Origin of the sequence: Shinella sp. JR1-6, from assembly GCF_004284735.1 — a bacterium.
Classification (GTDB): Bacteria; Pseudomonadota; Alphaproteobacteria; order Rhizobiales; family Rhizobiaceae; genus Shinella.
Genome location: NZ_SHMI01000001.1, coordinates 528,138 through 543,960 on the forward strand (window position 1 = coordinate 528,138; position 15,823 = coordinate 543,960).

22 protein-coding genes are annotated in these 15,823 nt (G+C 64.4%); 13 read left to right on the forward strand and 9 right to left on the reverse strand.

From position 1 onward, the window contains the following. Positions 1–305: 305 nt before the first annotated feature. Complete coding sequence (locus EXZ48_RS02435; protein ID WP_023516523.1) at positions 306–1,100, reverse strand: response regulator; 795 nt, start codon at positions 1,098–1,100, stop codon at positions 306–308. Between the two features lie 152 nt (positions 1,101–1,252). Between EXZ48_RS02435 and EXZ48_RS02440 the strand changes: the two genes are divergently transcribed. From EXZ48_RS02440 to EXZ48_RS02450, 3 genes are all read left to right on the forward strand, one after another. After that, positions 1,253–1,438: a NepR family anti-sigma factor gene (locus tag EXZ48_RS02440; RefSeq protein ID WP_371260075.1), complete on the forward strand. Its 186-nt coding sequence runs from the start codon at positions 1,253–1,255 to the stop codon at positions 1,436–1,438. Positions 1,439–1,445: 7 nt separating this feature from the next. After that, a complete protein-coding gene (locus tag EXZ48_RS02445) occupies positions 1,446–2,000 on the forward strand; it encodes an RNA polymerase sigma factor (protein WP_024270843.1) in 555 nt (184 codons plus the stop codon). Between the two features lie 124 nt (positions 2,001–2,124). After that, positions 2,125–3,630, forward strand: a complete 1,506-nt coding sequence (locus EXZ48_RS02450) for a sensor histidine kinase (protein WP_130514179.1) — start codon at positions 2,125–2,127, stop codon at positions 3,628–3,630. A gap of 29 nt (positions 3,631–3,659) precedes the next feature. On the opposite strand, the gene EXZ48_RS02455 is transcribed toward EXZ48_RS02450, so the two are convergent. The 6 genes from EXZ48_RS02455 to EXZ48_RS02480 all read right to left on the reverse strand — a co-directional run bounded on the left by EXZ48_RS02455 (position 3,660) and on the right by EXZ48_RS02480 (position 8,645). Further along, positions 3,660–4,091 (reverse strand): hypothetical protein, encoded by a 432-nt coding sequence (locus EXZ48_RS02455; protein WP_130514180.1) that lies wholly within the window; start codon positions 4,089–4,091, stop codon positions 3,660–3,662. 61 nt (positions 4,092–4,152) lie between these two features. Further along, entirely contained in the window at positions 4,153–4,551 is a 399-nt protein-coding gene (locus tag EXZ48_RS34745) for a DUF883 family protein (RefSeq protein WP_050744094.1), read from the reverse strand. A gap of 127 nt (positions 4,552–4,678) precedes the next feature. Next, a complete protein-coding gene (locus EXZ48_RS02465; RefSeq protein ID WP_130514182.1) occupies positions 4,679–5,467 on the reverse strand; it encodes a heme ABC transporter ATP-binding protein in 789 nt (262 codons plus the stop codon). Positions 5,468–5,473: 6 nt separating this feature from the next. Further along, positions 5,474–6,595 carry an iron ABC transporter permease gene (locus tag EXZ48_RS02470; protein WP_130514183.1) on the reverse strand — a complete coding sequence of 374 codons (1,122 nt, stop codon included), beginning with the start codon at positions 6,593–6,595 and terminating at the stop codon, positions 5,474–5,476. Beyond that, complete coding sequence (locus EXZ48_RS02475) at positions 6,582–7,523, reverse strand: hemin ABC transporter substrate-binding protein (protein ID WP_130514184.1); 942 nt, start codon at positions 7,521–7,523, stop codon at positions 6,582–6,584. Before EXZ48_RS02475 ends, EXZ48_RS02470 begins: the two co-directional genes overlap by 14 nt. A gap of 75 nt (positions 7,524–7,598) precedes the next feature. Next, on the reverse strand, positions 7,599–8,645 hold the full coding sequence (locus EXZ48_RS02480; protein WP_130514185.1) for a hemin-degrading factor: 1,047 nt from the start codon (positions 8,643–8,645) through the stop codon (positions 7,599–7,601). Between the two features lie 234 nt (positions 8,646–8,879). Here EXZ48_RS02480 and EXZ48_RS02485 point away from each other — a divergent pair, with 234 nt between their 5' ends. From EXZ48_RS02485 to EXZ48_RS02510, 6 genes are all read left to right on the forward strand, one after another. Then, positions 8,880–9,311 carry a hypothetical protein gene (locus tag EXZ48_RS02485; protein ID WP_050744099.1) on the forward strand — a complete coding sequence of 144 codons (432 nt, stop codon included), beginning with the start codon at positions 8,880–8,882 and terminating at the stop codon, positions 9,309–9,311. Between the two features lie 60 nt (positions 9,312–9,371). Beyond that, complete coding sequence (locus tag EXZ48_RS02490) at positions 9,372–10,268, forward strand: energy transducer TonB (protein ID WP_037407949.1); 897 nt, start codon at positions 9,372–9,374, stop codon at positions 10,266–10,268. A gap of 375 nt (positions 10,269–10,643) precedes the next feature. Then, the gene (locus tag EXZ48_RS02495) at positions 10,644–11,039 is read left to right on the forward strand and encodes a DUF2325 domain-containing protein (RefSeq protein WP_050744227.1); all 396 of its coding nucleotides are present in this window, start codon (positions 10,644–10,646) and stop codon (positions 11,037–11,039) included. After that, positions 11,036–11,305: a hypothetical protein gene (locus EXZ48_RS02500; RefSeq protein ID WP_130514186.1), complete on the forward strand. Its 270-nt coding sequence runs from the start codon at positions 11,036–11,038 to the stop codon at positions 11,303–11,305. Before EXZ48_RS02495 ends, EXZ48_RS02500 begins: the two co-directional genes overlap by 4 nt. Before the next feature lie 15 nt (positions 11,306–11,320). After that, positions 11,321–11,635, forward strand: coding sequence for an antibiotic biosynthesis monooxygenase (locus EXZ48_RS02505; RefSeq protein ID WP_024270846.1), 315 nt, complete (start codon positions 11,321–11,323; stop codon positions 11,633–11,635). Next, positions 11,632–12,006, forward strand: coding sequence for a glyoxalase superfamily protein (locus EXZ48_RS02510; RefSeq protein ID WP_023515056.1), 375 nt, complete (start codon positions 11,632–11,634; stop codon positions 12,004–12,006). Before EXZ48_RS02505 ends, EXZ48_RS02510 begins: the two co-directional genes overlap by 4 nt. Before the next feature lie 2 nt (positions 12,007–12,008). On the opposite strand, the gene EXZ48_RS02515 is transcribed toward EXZ48_RS02510, so the two are convergent. After that, positions 12,009–12,374, reverse strand: coding sequence for a DUF423 domain-containing protein (locus EXZ48_RS02515; protein WP_130514187.1), 366 nt, complete (start codon positions 12,372–12,374; stop codon positions 12,009–12,011). 4 nt (positions 12,375–12,378) lie between these two features. Beyond that, the gene (locus EXZ48_RS02520; RefSeq protein ID WP_130514188.1) at positions 12,379–12,795 is read right to left on the reverse strand and encodes a group II truncated hemoglobin; all 417 of its coding nucleotides are present in this window, start codon (positions 12,793–12,795) and stop codon (positions 12,379–12,381) included. A gap of 138 nt (positions 12,796–12,933) precedes the next feature. Between EXZ48_RS02520 and EXZ48_RS02525 the strand changes: the two genes are divergently transcribed. From EXZ48_RS02525 to EXZ48_RS02540, 4 genes are all read left to right on the forward strand, one after another. Next, a complete protein-coding gene (locus tag EXZ48_RS02525; RefSeq protein WP_130514189.1) occupies positions 12,934–13,494 on the forward strand; it encodes a TetR/AcrR family transcriptional regulator in 561 nt (186 codons plus the stop codon). 42 nt (positions 13,495–13,536) lie between these two features. Then, entirely contained in the window at positions 13,537–13,878 is a 342-nt protein-coding gene (locus tag EXZ48_RS02530) for a multidrug efflux SMR transporter (protein WP_024270847.1), read from the forward strand. A 108-nt stretch (positions 13,879–13,986) separates the two neighbouring features. Next, on the forward strand, positions 13,987–14,772 hold the full coding sequence (locus EXZ48_RS02535; RefSeq protein WP_050744103.1) for a ThuA domain-containing protein: 786 nt from the start codon (positions 13,987–13,989) through the stop codon (positions 14,770–14,772). 7 nt (positions 14,773–14,779) lie between these two features. Beyond that, the gene (locus tag EXZ48_RS02540) at positions 14,780–15,823 is read left to right on the forward strand and encodes a Gfo/Idh/MocA family protein (protein ID WP_130514229.1); all 1,044 of its coding nucleotides are present in this window, start codon (positions 14,780–14,782) and stop codon (positions 15,821–15,823) included.

Below are 15,823 nucleotides of genomic sequence, written 5' to 3' on the forward strand. Positions count from 1 at the left end.
CAGGGGGCTGGAACCAAATCCTGTGTCGGGGGTTTCTCTGGCGTCACTGGTCAGCGCATGTCCCCCAAATGCGAGGCCCTCGACCGGTGATCGACCACGATACCGTGTCCCCCTCCGGTCCGTGGATACTCAAGCAGCCAGTGTCTCCCAGACGCTGGCTGTTTTCCTTTGTGGCATTGCCGGAATATTGAGAATGGCCGTGGATAGCCTCCTGCCACTCGGATTGCGGACAAAATAAAGACGGCGGTGGGCGTGCCTCCCACCGCCGCCAGCCGCGCCGCCGCTGCGGCCGTCCGGGAGCGAGATCAGGCCGCGGCGCGCGCTTGCGGGGTGAAGAGAAGGGCCTGGTTGATGAGCACCTTCACCTGTTCCGGATTGAACGGTTTGGACACGAGGAAGGCCGGCTCGGGACGCTCACCGGTAAGCAGCCGCTCCGGATAGGCGGTGATGAAGATCACGGGGATGTCCGTGCGGGCGAGAATGGAATTCACCGCATCGATGCCCGAGCTTCCATCGGCGAGCCGCACGTCGGCAAGGACGAGGCCGGGCCGGCTGTCGCTCCAGAGCATTTCGGCCTCGGCCTGCGTGCGGGCGATCCCGGTGACGCGATGGCCCATGCCGTTGACCATATGCGCAAGGTCGAGCGCGATCAGCGGCTCGTCCTCGATGATCATGATGCCCGTTTCGGCCTGCGCAGCGATCTCCGCGAAGGCGGCGTCCAGAAGGGTGCGGATGCTGCTGGTCTCGGCATCGAGGATGTCGGCCGTCTTCTCGACGGTAAAGCCTTCGACCGTCGCCAGCAGCAGTGCCTGCCGGCCGAGCGGGGGAACGCCGGAAAGGTCGAACGGGGCCTCTGCGCCGGGCGAAATGGCGCCGGCGCCACGGCTCACGGATACGGGGAGGGAGGAGATGATACGGCTGAGCAGGCCGAAAAGCCTGGCTTTGTCGTCCTCGCCTTCGGGCATCACGGAGGGATCGATGAGGATGGTCTCAAGGGTCGCTGCCACATAGGCATCGCCCGAGGGCTGCGTTCCGGTGAGGGCGCGCGCGTAACGGCGGAGCGCGGGAAGGTGCGGCCCGATACGGTCGGAAATCGGCATGATGGTCCCCTGTTCTCAAATTGCTGCAATCGCAGTTGACGGTTTGAACGCGGAAGCCAAATTAAGGTTCCGGCGAAGGGAACTTTTTTTGACGCCGGGCATTTCCACGCCGAATTCGTCACAAGGCGCAGATGAAAGATGAGAGTGGCACTGTGAAAAGCGTGGACAAGAAAAGAAGCGGGCAACGATCACCCGCGAGCGAAGACCCCAATGCGCAGATTGCGATGAAGCTTCGCGCCTTCTACCATCAGGTACAGGACGAGGCACTTCCCCAAAGATTCCTGGATCTTCTCGAGAAACTGGATGCCGTGGAAAGCCGCATCCAACGGGCCGAGTGAGGGTAGGATGGATCAGGAACAGACGACGTTCAAGCGGGAACTGCTGGCCGTTCTTCCGAGCCTGCGCGCTTTCGCCATCTCGCTGATCGGCCGGCACGACCAGGCCGACGATCTCGTGCAGGACACGATCATGAAGGCCTGGGCCAAGCAGGAGCAGTTCGAGATGGGCACGAACATGAAGGCCTGGCTCTTCACGATCCTGCGCAACGAACTCTACAGCAAGATGCGCAAGCGCGGCCGCGAGGTGCAGGATTCCGACGGTCTCTTCACGGAGAACATGGCGCAGCATCCCTCGCAATACGGTTCGCTCGACATGCAGGACTTCAAGAAGGCGCTGGAAAAGCTGCCGGATGAGCAGCGCGAGGCGATCATCCTTGTCGGCGCCTCGGGCTTTTCCTATGAGGAGGCGGCCGAAATCTGCGGCTGCGCGCTCGGCACCATCAAGAGCCGCGTCAACCGTGCCCGCCAGCGCCTGCAGGAACTCTTGCAGGTCAGTGGCGAAAGCGACTATGGCCCGGATGCGGTTTCTGCGCCGATTACGTCGCGCGCCTTTGCATCGTAGGGAAAAGCAACATGCGCCGCCCGCGCGCTGCGGGCGGCGGATAATTTAGGGGGAGCGGGGCGAAGAGCGTCGTCAGGCGAAAGCCAAGGGTGAAACCGGGCGCGGAATCGCATACCAGAGGCGTATGAAGGACAATGTTCTGACAGTATCGTCCGATATTGCAGCGGTTCTGGATGCGCCAGACCGTCTGGCGGCGCTTGACGCCGCGATGCCGGTGTTTCTCGGTCCAGATCCTGATTTCGACGATATTGCGGGCCTTGCGGCTGGACTCTTCTCCGCGCCGATTGCCCTTGTGACCATTCTCGGCCGCACGGATCAATGGTTTCTTGCTCGGCAGGGGACGCCGGAAATCCGGGCGCCGTCGGCAGATTCCTTCTGCGCACGGATGATCGCCGAAAGCGGCGGTGGGCCGTTGATCATTCCTGATGCCTGCAAGGATGAGCGTTTTGCCGGCCTGCCAAGCGTCACCGCTCAACCGCACCTTCGCTTCTATGCCGGGGCGCCGATCATGGTGGACGGTCAGCCGATCGGCACGGTCTGCGTCTTCGACGTCAAACCGCATGCGCGCACCGTGCCGGACCTTGTTCCGCGGCTGCGACAGCTTGCTTCGCTCGCCGCCTCGCTCATCAAGCTGAAGGACGAGGCCCGGCGGCGCATGCTGGCTGCCGAGGTACTTTCCCGCGACGAGAAACGCCATGCCCTGGCGCTTGATGCCGCCAATGTTGCAAGCTGGTTGTGGGACCTGTCGACGGGCATGGTTTCCGGCAACGAGACCTTCTATCGCATGCTCGGCGTCAAGCCGGCCAAGCCCATGCGGGCGCGCAAGTTCTTCACTTCGGTCCATCCGGCGGACCGCAAGGTCACCATCGGGCGCCTGCGGGATGCGCTCGCCTCCGGCAAGGAATATGACGGCCTCTTCCGGGCGGCGAAATCCGGCCGCTGGTTGCTCGGGCGCGGGCGCGTGCACGAATGGGATGCGGAAGGGCGGCCGACGGTCTTCCTCGGTATCAATGTCGATGTCACCGACGGGCAACTCGCCTCCGAGCGCACGCGGCTCCTCCTGCGCGAGCTCAATCACCGGGTCAAGAACACGCTGGCCATGCTGCAGTCGCTTGCCCGGCAGACCCTTCGCCAGACGAGCGATCCAGTCGAATTCATGGACGCGTTCGCCGGCCGTCTGCAATCGCTGTCCGAGGCGCATGGCCTGCTCAGCGATCACGAATGGGGTGTGATTCACCTGAAGATGCTGCTGCAGAAGCAGATCATGCCCTATGCGATCGATTTCGACAGCCAGATCGAGATCCACAAGGACGAGGTGGAGCTGGGGCCGGACCAGGCGGTCGGCCTCGGTCTCGTGCTGCACGAGCTTGCCACCAATGCCCGCAAATATGGGGCGCTGTCGGTACGTTCGGGCAAGGTAGTGATCACCGCCCGCGTGGTGAAGGAAGACGATCAAAACGTGCTCAACATGACCTGGCACGAGGTCGGCGGGCCGCCGGTCAACCCGGACGGCCGGCGCGGTTTCGGCTCGGTGTTGATCGAGCGTAGTCTCGACAAGATCCTTGGCAGCAGCGTGCATGTCGAATATCTGCCCAAGGGCGTGACGGCGGTCATTCGCATGCCGCTCTGAGCGGCGTGCCGTCGGCAGACATCGGAAAATCAGTCGTCGTCGCGACGGGATTTCGGCGCGAGCAGGAAGCCGAGGGCGAGCGCGACAGCGGTTGCCGCGAACGGCTTTTTCACCGCGGCGGTGGCGGCTGCGGCCATCAGGTCACGGCGTGCGGCCAGTTGCCGGCGGCGGATGCGGCGCCGTTCCCGCTCCCGCCTGTTGCGCATGGCGACAACGGCCAGCACGATGAGAGCAAGCAGCAGGAACCCCCCGGCAAGGCCGAAGAGCGCCGGCACGGTGCCGTAGTGCTGCGACAGCAGCACGGCGGTCGCAATGACGCCGAGACCGTAGGCCGTAACCAGCAGAAGCCCGATCACGGCGCCGGCGATCGCATTGCGCTTGGCGACGTCCATCGTCTCGTCCACCCGGTCGCTGACGCGGGTCACGAGATTTTGCAGGAGAATGGCTCCCAGTGAAAGCATGCCTTTGACGCTCCGCATAGGAGGGACGCCGGTTGGCGTCCCGGATCGTGCGAGGAAGGGATCAGCGCCGCAGGAGGGCGGCGATCAGGAAGCCGGCGGCGGCGGCGACGCCGAGGGTCGCAAGCGGATGGTCCTTCACGGCCTTGCGGGCGCGGCGGCCGGAATCGCGGTAGCGCTCCTGGAAATCGGCAAGAATGTCCTCGCCTGCCGCAATCATGTCACGGATATCGCCTTCGGCGCGATCCTTCAGGTCATGCGCAGCTTCGCTTGCCTGCACCTTTGCTGCACGGGCCTTCTTGCGAATGCCACTCGCGCCGCTGGAGGCATCGTCCGCAAGCAGCTTGGCGAGGGAGGCGATCTCCGCGCGCAGGTCCGCGATTTGTTCTTCGACGGCCTGGGCTTCGTCGTGAATCCCGTTGCGAAGGCTCTTGCTGCGCGATGAAAACAGTCCGTTGGCCATGCCGTTTCTCCTTTTTCGGTCGCCCGCAAACCTGCGGGCCGAACAGCGCTCCACCTTCCTGGCAGAACGGTTTTTCCGGTCAGACAACGGGTATTGGGGGCAAAAGGTTCCGTAAGGTGCTGGAAAATCAGGCCGAAGCGGTGTGCGGCAGCACGAAGGGAACGCCGGTCGCAGGCACGCCGTTGATGCGCATGCGGCAGCCGAACACCGCCTCCATCGCATCGTCGGTCATCACATTGGCGGGTGGACCGGCGCGTTCGATGCGGCCGCTCCGCATCATCACCATGTGGTCGGCGAACATGGCGGTGAGGTTGAGGTCGTGCATGACGGCGATCACGCCTCCGCCGCTTTCACAGTAGCGGCGCGCCAGCGTCATGATCGTCAACTGGTGGCGGATGTCGAGTGCGGAGACCGGCTCGTCCAGCATCAGGAAGCATGGCTCGCCGTCGAGCACCGGTTCCCAGATCTGCGAGAGCACGCGGGCAAGCTGCACGCGCTGTTGCTCGCCGCCGGAAAGCTCCTGGTAGAAACGGCCGGCAAAGCCCGCGAGGTCGACGGCGGCGAGCGCTTCCGCGGTGATCGCATCGATGCGCTCGGCGTGGCGGTTCGGGCCGACGGTGAGGCCGAGGCGGACGATCTCACGCACGGTGAAGGGGAAGGCGATGGTGGCGGCCTGAGGCAGCACGGCGCGCTTGACGGCAAGCTGCCAGGGTTCAAGTGCGGCAAGCGCATGGCCGTTGATGGTGATCTCGCCCTTGCTGGGCAGTTCGCCTGCGACCGCTTTCATCATGGTCGTCTTGCCGGAGCCGTTCGGGCCGACGATGGCGGTCAGCTGGCCGGCCTTGGCCTCCAGCGACACGCCGTGCACGATGGTCTTGCCGGAAAGGCTGACCGAGAGGTTTCTCGCGGTGATCATAGTCTCTTACCAGCCGTTGCGTGTGCGGTCGCGCAGCAGCACCCAGAGGAAGAACGGGGCGCCGGCGAGCGCCGTGATGATGCCGATGGGCAACTCTGCGGGCGCCACGATGGTACGGGCCAGCATGTCGGCGCCGAGCATCAGCACGCCGCCGAAGAGCGCCGAGGCCGGCAGCAGGTAGCGGTGGTCCGGGCCGATGACGATGCGCAGGAGGTGTGGCACGACGATGCCGACGAAGCCGATGCCGCCGCTGACGGCGACCGAGGCGCCGACCGCGCCGGCGACGGAAATGACGGCGATGTATTTCAGCCGCTGTACCTTGACGCCCATGTGGAAGGCTGCGGCCTCGCCGAGGGTGATCGCGTTGAGGCCGCGTGACAGGAAGGGAACGACGACAAGCGCGAGCAGGATGATCGGCCCGGCGGCGAAGAGCTTTGCCCAGGTCATGCCGGAGAGCGAGCCGAGGCTCCAGAAGGTGATGTCGCGCAGCTGCTTGTCGTCGGCCATGTAGATGAGGATGCCGGTGATGGCAGCGGCGAGCGCGGAAATCGCGATGCCGGCGAGCAGCATGGTGGCAACGGAGGTTTGCCCCCCGCGCGTGGCGATACGATAGAGCAGCAGCGTCGTCAGGAGGCCGCCGATGAAGGCGGCGAGCGGCAGGGCGAAGGCGCCGAGCGCGATCATCACGCCCGCCGGGAGGCTTGCACCCAGCACGATCATCAGCACCGCGCCGAGGGCGGAGCCGGAGGAAATGCCGACGAGGGCGGGATCGGCGAGCGGATTGCGGAAGAGGCCCTGCATGACCGCACCGGACATGGCGAGCGCTGCGCCGATCAGAAAACCGAGCAGGGCGCGCGGCATGCGGATGTCGAAGACGATGATGCGATCGCGCATGCTGAGCGCGGTGTCCTCCGCGCCGCTGAAGAGCGCGCCGATGACATTGAGGGCGGAGGCGTCCGAGGCACCGGTCGCGATCGACAGGGCGAGTGCGACGGCCGAGATGGTGACGAGGGCAGCGAGCGTCAGGCGTGCGATCGCCGTCCGGTCGCCCGCCGCCCGGGACTGGGCGGAGTGCATCAGGAAGGAACCGCGTGCGCCATCGCCACGCACGGCATCATTGAGAGACATTGCCGTAGAGTTCTTTGTTCAGGTCGCGGATGGCCGAGGCAGTGCGCGGGCCGAAGCCGAGCAGGTGCAGGCTGTTCATGCGCAGGATCGCCTTGCTGGCGGCAGCGGGTGTCACCGAGATCGCCGGATGGGCGAGGATTTCCGCGTCGCTGCTGCCGGCGCCGGGGCGGCTCATGACCATGATGACGTCCGGCTTGGCCTTGATGATCGCCTCGTCGGTGAGTGGCTTGTAGCCTGCGAAAGCCCCCTCCGTCGCGTTGATCGCGCCGGCAAGCCCGATGATGCCGTTGGCTGCCGTGTGGCCGCCGGCCGCCATGACCTTTCCGTTCTGGAAGGAGAGGATGAACAGCACGCGCTTGCGCTCGCTTTCCGGCCGCTTGGCGGCGTCGGCAATGGCCGTATCGAGATCGGCCGCGACCGTCGTCTCCAGCTCCTTTGCCTTGTCCGGCACGCCGAGGAACGTGCCGACGACGTCGATCTTCTTGAGGATGGCGGCGCGATCAAAACCTTCCGGTACGGTCTCGAAGGGGATGCCGGCGCTTTTGAGAACCGCGAGCGCATCGGGCGGGCCGCTGCCCTCGACAGCGAGGATCGCGGTCGGGTTCACGGCGATCACGCCCTCTGGCGACAGCTGGCGCATATAGCCGACATCGGGAAGCTTCAGCGCCTCCTCGGGGAAGGTGCTGGTCGAATCGCGGGCGACGAGACGGCTGCCTTCGCCGAGCGCATAGACGATCTCCGTCACAGCGCCGCCGATCGCCACCAGCTTCGAGCTGTCGACCTGCTGCATCTCCTGTGCGACGGCCTTGCGGATGAAGCCGCCCTGGCCCGTGGCCGCAAGCGGCAGGAGCAGCGAGGCGGAGAGGGCGAAGACGGTGAGGGCCACTTCCCACGGGCGGGCGCGGCGGAAATCGAAGCTCTTGCTCATGATCGTGGTCCTTCGCAGGTAACCGGCGCGCTGCCCAAATGCGAAAACGCGCTATTCGTCTTTCGGTACGGCGGTTCAGGCCGCAACGCTGTCGGGGCGCGGCAGGCTGTCGAGGATCTCGCGCCAGTCGGTGCGCTCCGTCATGCCTTCCTTCCGCTTGCCGAAGAACTGGATGATCATCTCGCCGCTGCCGTCATAAGCTTCCAGCGAGGTGACATGGCCGTCGACGGTCGGCTTGCGCACCACCCAGCATTCGGCGATGTGGTCCATGCGCAGGTGCATGTGGAAGGTCGGGTCCATCACGTTGAGCCAGGGCCCCATCGGCTGGATGTTCTTCACCGGGCCGGTATGGATCTGGATTGTGCCGTGGTTGCCGACGAAGCACATGATGTCGCTCTCGCGCTCGGCGGCGGCCCGCATCAGGTGGCCGACGGCGTCGGCGGCAACCTGGTGGGCGAAGTCCTCGCCGACGCTGCGCACGGCGTCCTGGCGGCCGATCTTCAGCTTGCGCAGCAAACCGAAGAACTGGTGGGTGTCGGTCATCGCCGCCCAGTTTTCGCGCAGTGCAGCGACATCGACGGGACCGGTTTCCTCGACCTTTTCCGATACGACCTCGACGAAGTCCTGCGACTGGTCGTCCAGGCGGAAGTCGGCGACGATGGCCTCGTAGGCTTCGAGACTGGACGCGGGGCGCAGGTGCACCTTGTGCACGGCAATACCTGCCTTGTCGAAGAACTGCAGGCTGCGGCGAACCTGCTCCCCATCCGTCTTGGTCACGGCAAAACCGTGCGCCCAGGTGCCGGGGAAGATCCGCAGGTCGATGTTCTCGCCGAGCACGATCGAGGCGTGCTTGCCGGTATTGATTTTCTCGAAGACGCCGATCTTCTCGTGGACCACGCTCTCGTTGCGGGTCAGCGCCATGACCTCGCCGAGGGCTTCCGAGCGCTCGAGGAAGCGATTGGCATCGCCGTCGATGCGCACCGCCGTCAAGCCCACCTCGGCCGCGACGAGCGCGGCTTCCGAAATGCCGAGCTGTGCGGCAATGTCGCGCTCGCGCATCTTCGGGTTCTCTGCGCGAAAGGCGCGGATTTCGGCGGGGGTCGGGCGGGTCGTGTTGCTCATGGGCGCGGCCTTGATCGAATTTCCTGTCGTCCAGTCCCGTCCCGGTAAATTTTGTTGGCGGAACAGGGGTTTGACGCGGATTTTGCGTTTACTATCTTGACTTCATTACTCATATTTATCTATGCACGCAATACCGGTGCGATAAAGTCATGTTAATTCTGGCGTTCACCGGATAGACTGACCGCGGCCGTCGCTCTCGGCCGACGGAAAACCGACAGCGAGACAGGCGAGCCCATGACCGTACGCACCCTTCTTCTTTCCGCGATGCTTTCTGCTGCCACCATCACCGGTGCCGCTGCCCAGGAGGCCGCAGCGCCCAAGGGGCTGGATGTGGAGCTGAATGCGCTCGCCGGCTCGCAGAAGGGCTGCGTCTTCACCTTCGTTGCGGCCAATGGTTTTGAGCAGAACGTCTCCAAGGTCTCTTTCGAATTCGTCATCTTCAACGACAAGGGAACGGTCGAGCGCCTGGCACTGCTCGATTTCCGCGACCTGCCGGCGGGCAAGTCCAAGGTGCGCCAGTTCGACGTGCCGGGCATCAAGTGCGAGACGGTGAAGAACCTTCTGATCAACGACGCGCCGGTCTGCGAAGGCGAGGGCCTCGCCAAGGGCCGCTGCATGGACGGCATCGTGACGCGCAGCAAGGCGGCGGCAGGCCTGGAAGGCTGAGTATCGGGTGCGCGGCACATGAGGCGCCGCGATGCATGAAACGCAATGACGGGTGATATCATGTCTGGAAGCAAGTGGCTCTGGCTCGGCGCGGGCACCCTTTCCCTGCTGGCACATGCCACCGCAGCCGCCATTCTCACCATGGCGCCGGCGCCGGAAGAAGAGCAGGCGCTGGTTGCCGGCGGCGTCGTCGCCGAGGTGGCGATGCTTGGAAACGGTGCTTTTGAGGCCGTGGAGTCCGGCAATCCCGAAGACACGATCACGCCCGAAACCATCCAGCCTGACGTTACCGAACCGGTGCCGCAGGAAGTGGCGGAAATCCAGCCGACCGAAATCGAGCCCGAAGTGACCGAGGTGATGACACCGACGGATCCGATCGTCTCCGAGCCGGTCGAGGAGCTCGTCGTGCCTTCCGCAGAGGTGGAGATCGCCGCGGTTCCGGTTCCCGAGATCAAGCCGGAGATCCGGCCGGAAGAAGAGATCAAGCCGGTTCCCGAGGTGAAGAAGGAAGAGCCGGTCAAGAAGGTTGAGCGCAAGAAGCCGAAGGAAAAGCCGGTCCGGAAGGCGGGCGAGAAGGGCAAGGCCAAGCAGAACGCGACGCGCGGCGAGGTCGATGGCTCGGCGGACGTGAAGACCGCGGCGGTGGGCGGCCAGAAGAAGGGCAATTCCTCGACCGCCGGCAACGCGGCCGTCACCAACTACCCGGGCAAGGTGCGCAACAAGATCAACCGCGCGAAGCGACGGGTTTCGGGTGGGGATCGCGGCAGCGTGGTGGTGAGCTTCACCATCAGCGCCAGCGGTGCGGCGAGCGGCATTCGCATCGCGCGCAGTTCCGGGGTTGCCGCGCTCGACAAGGCAGCCGTCGATTCGGTGCAGCGGGCGGCGCCCTTTGCGAAGATTCCGGAGGGCGCCGGCAAATCGTCCTGGGCCTTCAACGTGCCGATCGTCTTCAACTGAAACGTGTTTTCCCGCCGTGCTTCCGCCGGCGGGAGTTTTTTGCGCGAAAATATGACTTTACTAGTCATGTTTATACTTTACTATGAAACTCAAGTTTTGTAGGTTGCCCCCGAACTGAGGCTCCGCCCATGCGGAGTGCCAAAGGGGAAGCGTGCATGAACTACGTGACTGCAGGCCGCGCGGAAGCGGTCTTGAAATCGATGATCGCTGAACGCGACCGGCGCATTGCGGATCTGGAGCGCCAGCTCGCCGCACTCAGAAAGCAGATCGCAACCCCGCAGGAGACGGTCGCGGCAGCAGCGGCGCCGGCAGTTGCCCCGCAGCGTGGAAGTCACCAAGGTCAAGCGCCGGACGGGCGAAGCGGAGAGGAAGGCGATGCGCGAGAAGCACAGGCAGCAGCAGCAGGCCCGCCAGCAGACGGAAACGGCGGACAAGGCGGATGGCAAGGCAGGCCTCGAGGGCCGCAGCTTCCTCTATGTCGGCGGCCGGGACTGCCAGGTGGCGCATCTGCGTCAGATCGCCAGCTCCTACGGCGCCAATCTCATTCACCATGACGGCGGCCTGCGCGAGGCGGTTTCCCGCATCGACAACGTCCTGCCCTCGGTCGACTGCGTCTTCTGCCCCATCGACTGTATCAGCCATGATGCCTGCATCCGCGTGAAGACGGGCTGCAAGAAGTGGGAGAAGGCCTTCGTGCCGCTGCGCAACGGCAGCAAATCCTCCTTCGAGCGCGCCCTGCAGAGCATGAGCCAGGGAGACACCACCCAGTGAATGACGAAAGACCCGATGCCTTCATGATGATCGGACTGCACAAGCTGGCTGCGCAGAACGGCGACGGCCTCGTGCCGGAACTCTATGCCCTTCTGACGCGCCGTGCCGACATGCTGGAAAGTGAGAATGTCACGGAGTTCCCGCTGGCGAGCGCCCGTCCACCGGCGCGCGCTGCAAGCTTCGAGGGCATGCAAGCTCTTGAAGCGCGCAACGACAATGTCGTAGCCTTCCCGCAGCCGCGTCGCCTGCGGCGGGATTCGCTCTGACAGGATAGGTCTTCGATGTTCTTCGCCATGAACCGTTTCCGGATCGCCATCGGCCACGAAGAGGCCTTCGAGGCGATCTGGAAAGGACGTGATTCCAGCCTCAGCGAGATGCCGGGCTTCCAGTCCTTTCATCTGCTCAGGGGCGACACAAATGCCGAGGAGGGCTTCACTCTCTTCGCCTCTCATTCGATCTGGGCGAGCAAGGACGATTTCATCGCCTGGACCAAGTCGGAGAACTTCCGGCAGGCGCACAAGAATGCCGCGGCCGACAAGGGCATCTATCTCGGCCCGCCGAAATTCGAGGGCTTCAGCGTCGTCGAGGGTGCATGAGCGTGTACGACGATCCTGATCGTATCGAAGTGTTGCCGGTCCTGCCGTCGCTCGACATCGGCGAGACGCAGGATTTCTACGCCACGCAGCTCGGCTTCAGCGAGGTCGTCTACCGGGCGGATGATTATCTGATCCTCCGTCGCTGCCAGGGCATGGAGCTGCATTTCCGGCTCACCGACGACCGGACGCTCTGCGAGCGTACCTCCGTGTATCTGCGCGGCGGCGGCATCGGCGACCTCCACCGCGAGTTCAGCGACAGGGCTGTGCCGACGCTGTCACCGATGGAGGTGCGGCCGTGGAACATGGAGGAGTTCTATATCCATGATCCGCACGGCAATCTCTTGCGTTTCGCTCGTATTCCGCAGCGCTGATCTCAGCTTTCCCGGTGCGGCAGGAAAGCCCCGAGCGCCACGGCCAGCCAGCCCGCCATCATGGTGATGCCGCCCACCGGGGCCGACATCGGAAAGAGCCCGTGTCCGGCGAAGTGGCGCAGGACGAGGTCGCCGGCAAAGAGCGCGGTGCCGAGCGCAAGCAGCAGGAAGGCGAGCGCTGCCGTACGCAGGCTCGGCCAGGCTGCATAAAGCGCCACAAGCGCCGGCGCATGGGCAAGGCACATGGCGGAGGCACCGGCCATAAGGCGCGGATCGCTGCCGTGCGATGCCGCGGCGGCAGTGACGACGCCCGTCACCCCCATCAGGCCGGCAACGAGGAGGCTTGCGGAGCGGAGCGAAAACGACATCGGGTTATTCCTGGTTCTGCATATGGTGGGCGAGCCGCGTGACGGGCTCCAGGATGACAGCGCGCAGGCCCTCGCTCGATATGGTCTCCTCCAGTGCGCGGATGAAACAGAGCAGCCATTCGTCACGCTCGGCCGGGCCGATCGGGGCGACGAAATGGCGACGCCGTAGCATGGGGTGGCCGCGTTTTTCCGTGTAGAGCGGTGGCCCGCCGAGCCAGCCTGTCAGGTATTCGTAGAGCTTTTCCTCGCTGCCGGAGAGATCCGGCGGGTGGATCGCGCGGCAGCGCGCGGCTTCCGGCAATGTATCCATCAGCACATAGAAGCGGTGCGTCAGCGCCCTGACGGCGGCATCGCCGCCGATCGCCTCGTAAAGCGTGATCGTCTCGCTTTGGCCGTCCCCGTTGTCGGTCGTGTCCGTCATGGGCTCTTTCCCGTTTCCCCGGTCTTAGCGCCCGCATCGGCGGCAGGCAATGCCGGCCATTTGCCTGCGACGAAGCGCGCCGCCATGTCGGAGTTTTGGTCGAATTGACAAGAAACCGTCCAGACGGTATGTTTATGTATGAGCAAAGCCCACCACCGCAAGAAACATCCCGAAGCCGTCCGCCAGCAATTGCTGGAGGTCGCGGCAAAGCTGTCGCTGGAGAAAGGGCCTGCGAGCGTGACGCTCGACGCGGTCTCGCAGGCGGCGGGTGTCAGCAAGGGCGGCCTCCTGCATCATTTCCCGAACAAGCTGTCGCTGCTCGACGGGCTGTTTGTCGACCTTACGGAAAAATTCGACCGGGCGCTCGCCGACAGGATGCGTGACGACCCGGAGCCGAAGGGGCGCTTTACCCGGGCCTATATCTCGGTCTTCTTCCTGCCGGAAGGGATTGCCGACGGCGAAAAGTGGAAGGTGCTGACCGTCGCTCTCATCTCCGAGCCGCACCTGCGCGAGCGCTGGCGACAATGGGTGGAGCGGTACCTTGCGGAGAATGTCGGCACGGATTCCGCGCTCGACGCCATGCTGGTGCGCTACGCCGTCGATGGGCTTTGGCTTGCCGATCTTCTCGGCTCGCCGACCATGGATGCGCAAACCCGTGCCGCCATGCTGGACCGGTTGCTGGCGCTGACGCGTGCCTGATCCCTGATGATGATTTGCGCCAGAAGGCGCCAGAGAAACACCATGAACCTCACCGTCGTCTACGCTGTCCTCGTCGTCGCCATCGTCTTCGAAGTGCTCGGCACATCGGCCATGCAGGCCGCGCAGCACTTTACCCGGCTCGTGCCGACCGCCATGATGGTGGTCTGTTATGCCATTGCCTTCTTCTTCCTCTCCTGGAGCCTGCGCTACGTACCCGTCGGCATCGCCTATGCCATCTGGAGCGGGCTCGGCATCGTGCTGATCTCGGCCGTCGGCTATTTTGTCTTCGGCCAGAAACTTGATCTTGCGGCCCTTGTCGGCCTCGGCCTCATCATTGCCGGCGTGCTCGTGCTGAACCTTTTCTCCAAATCGACATTCCACTGAAAAACGACCGGAATCCTGGAGGCCCCCGCTTGCCAAGAATCGGGTCTGCCTCTATCGATTCCGACAAATTGAAAGCGGTTTCAATTTTCGGCCTCAGAGGAACGCTACATGGCAATACGCACCATCGTATGGGGTGAAAACATCCACGAGCAGACGAACGAGATCGTGCGCTCGATCTATCCGGACGGCATGCACACCACCATCGCCGAGGCGCTGAACCGGGATCCGGCGATCAGCGCCACCACCGCGACCCTGCAGGAGGCCGATCACGGCCTCACCGAGGCGCGGCTTGCCGAGACGGATGTGCTCGTCTGGTGGGGCCACAAGGATCATGGCGCCGTCAGCGACGAGGTCGTCGAGCGCGTGGCAAGGCGTGTCTGGGAGGGAATGGGTCTGCTGGTTCTCCATTCCGGCCATTTCTCGAAGATCTTCAAGCGGCTGATGGGGACGCCCTGCGCCTTGAAATGGCGCGAGGCCGGCGAGCGTGAGCGGCTGTGGGTGATCAACCCGCGCCATCCGATCGCCGAGGGGCTCGGCGAGAACTTCGTGCTGGAGCACGAGGAGATGTATGGCGAGCAATTTTCCGTGCCGGAGCCTCTGGAAACGGTGTTCATCTCCTGGTTCGCGGGCGGCGAGGTTTTTCGCTCCGGCATGACCTGGCGCCGCGGCGCCGGCAACATCTTCTATTTCCGCCCGGGCCACGAGACCTACCCTACCTATCACGACGCCATCGTGCAGAAGGTGCTCGCCAATGGCGTGAAGTGGGCTTTCAACCCGCAGGGCACCTATGGCGCGATCCACGACGCGCCGAACGTGCCGGTCGAAGCGGCCCTGGAGCCGATTGTCGAGCGCGGCCCGAAACTGCATGAAGCCGGCGAAGCCGGATATCGCTGAGGACACCATGCGCCTGCTTGTTCTTGGAACCGGCGGCATGGCCAACACCCATGCCCAGCACTTTGCCGCGATCGACGGCGTCGACCTTGTCGGCGCCGTCGATGTGGACCCTTCGCGCGCCAAGGCCTTTGCCGATACGCACGGCATTCCCAACGTCTTCACCTCGCTGGAGGACGCCATCGCCTGGAATGGCTTCGACGCCGCCACCAACGTGACGCCCGACCGCGCTCACCACCCGACCACCCTGGCGCTGCTTGCCGCGGGCAAGCATGTGATGTGCGAAAAGCCGCTTGCAGAAAACTACGTCAAGGCGGACGAGATGGCGCGGGCCGCCGAGGCGTCCGGCCTCGTTACCATGGTGAACCTCACCTATCGCAACGTGGCGCCGCTACAGAAGGCGCGGGCAATGGTGCTGGCCGGCGAACTCGGTCACGTGCGCCATGTCGAGGCCTCCTATCTGCAGAGCTGGCTCGTCTCCAAGGCCTGGGGCAACTGGGCGACGGAAAGCCAGTGGCTCTGGCGGCTTTCCACCCGGCATGGCTCGAACGGCGTGCTCGGCGACGTCGGCATCCATATCCTCGATTTTGCCAGCTATGGCGCGGCGAGCGAGGTGGAGCATGTCTTTGCGCGGCTGCGGGCCTTCGACAAGGCGCCGGACAACCGCATCGGCGAGTATGACCTCGACGCCAACGACAGTTTCACCATGACCGTGGACTTTTCCAACGGCGCGCTCGGCGTCATCCACGCAAGCCGCTGGGCGACCGGCCATCTCAACGAACTGCGCCTGCGCATGCATGGCGACCGCGGCGCGCTCGAGGTCATCCACACGACCGAGGGGTCTCGCCTGCGCGGTTGTCTCGGCGAGGATGTCGAGCAGGCGGTCTGGCGCGAGCTCGATGCCGGCACGGTGCCGACCAGCTACGAGCGTTTTGCTGCTGCGGTGACGAGGGGAGAGCCCGTCGAGCCCGGCTTCCGCCATGCCGCGGAGCTGCAGAAGGTTCTCGATCTCGCGATCGAGACCGAAAAGGAGCGCTGTGAGCTGAAGGTCTGA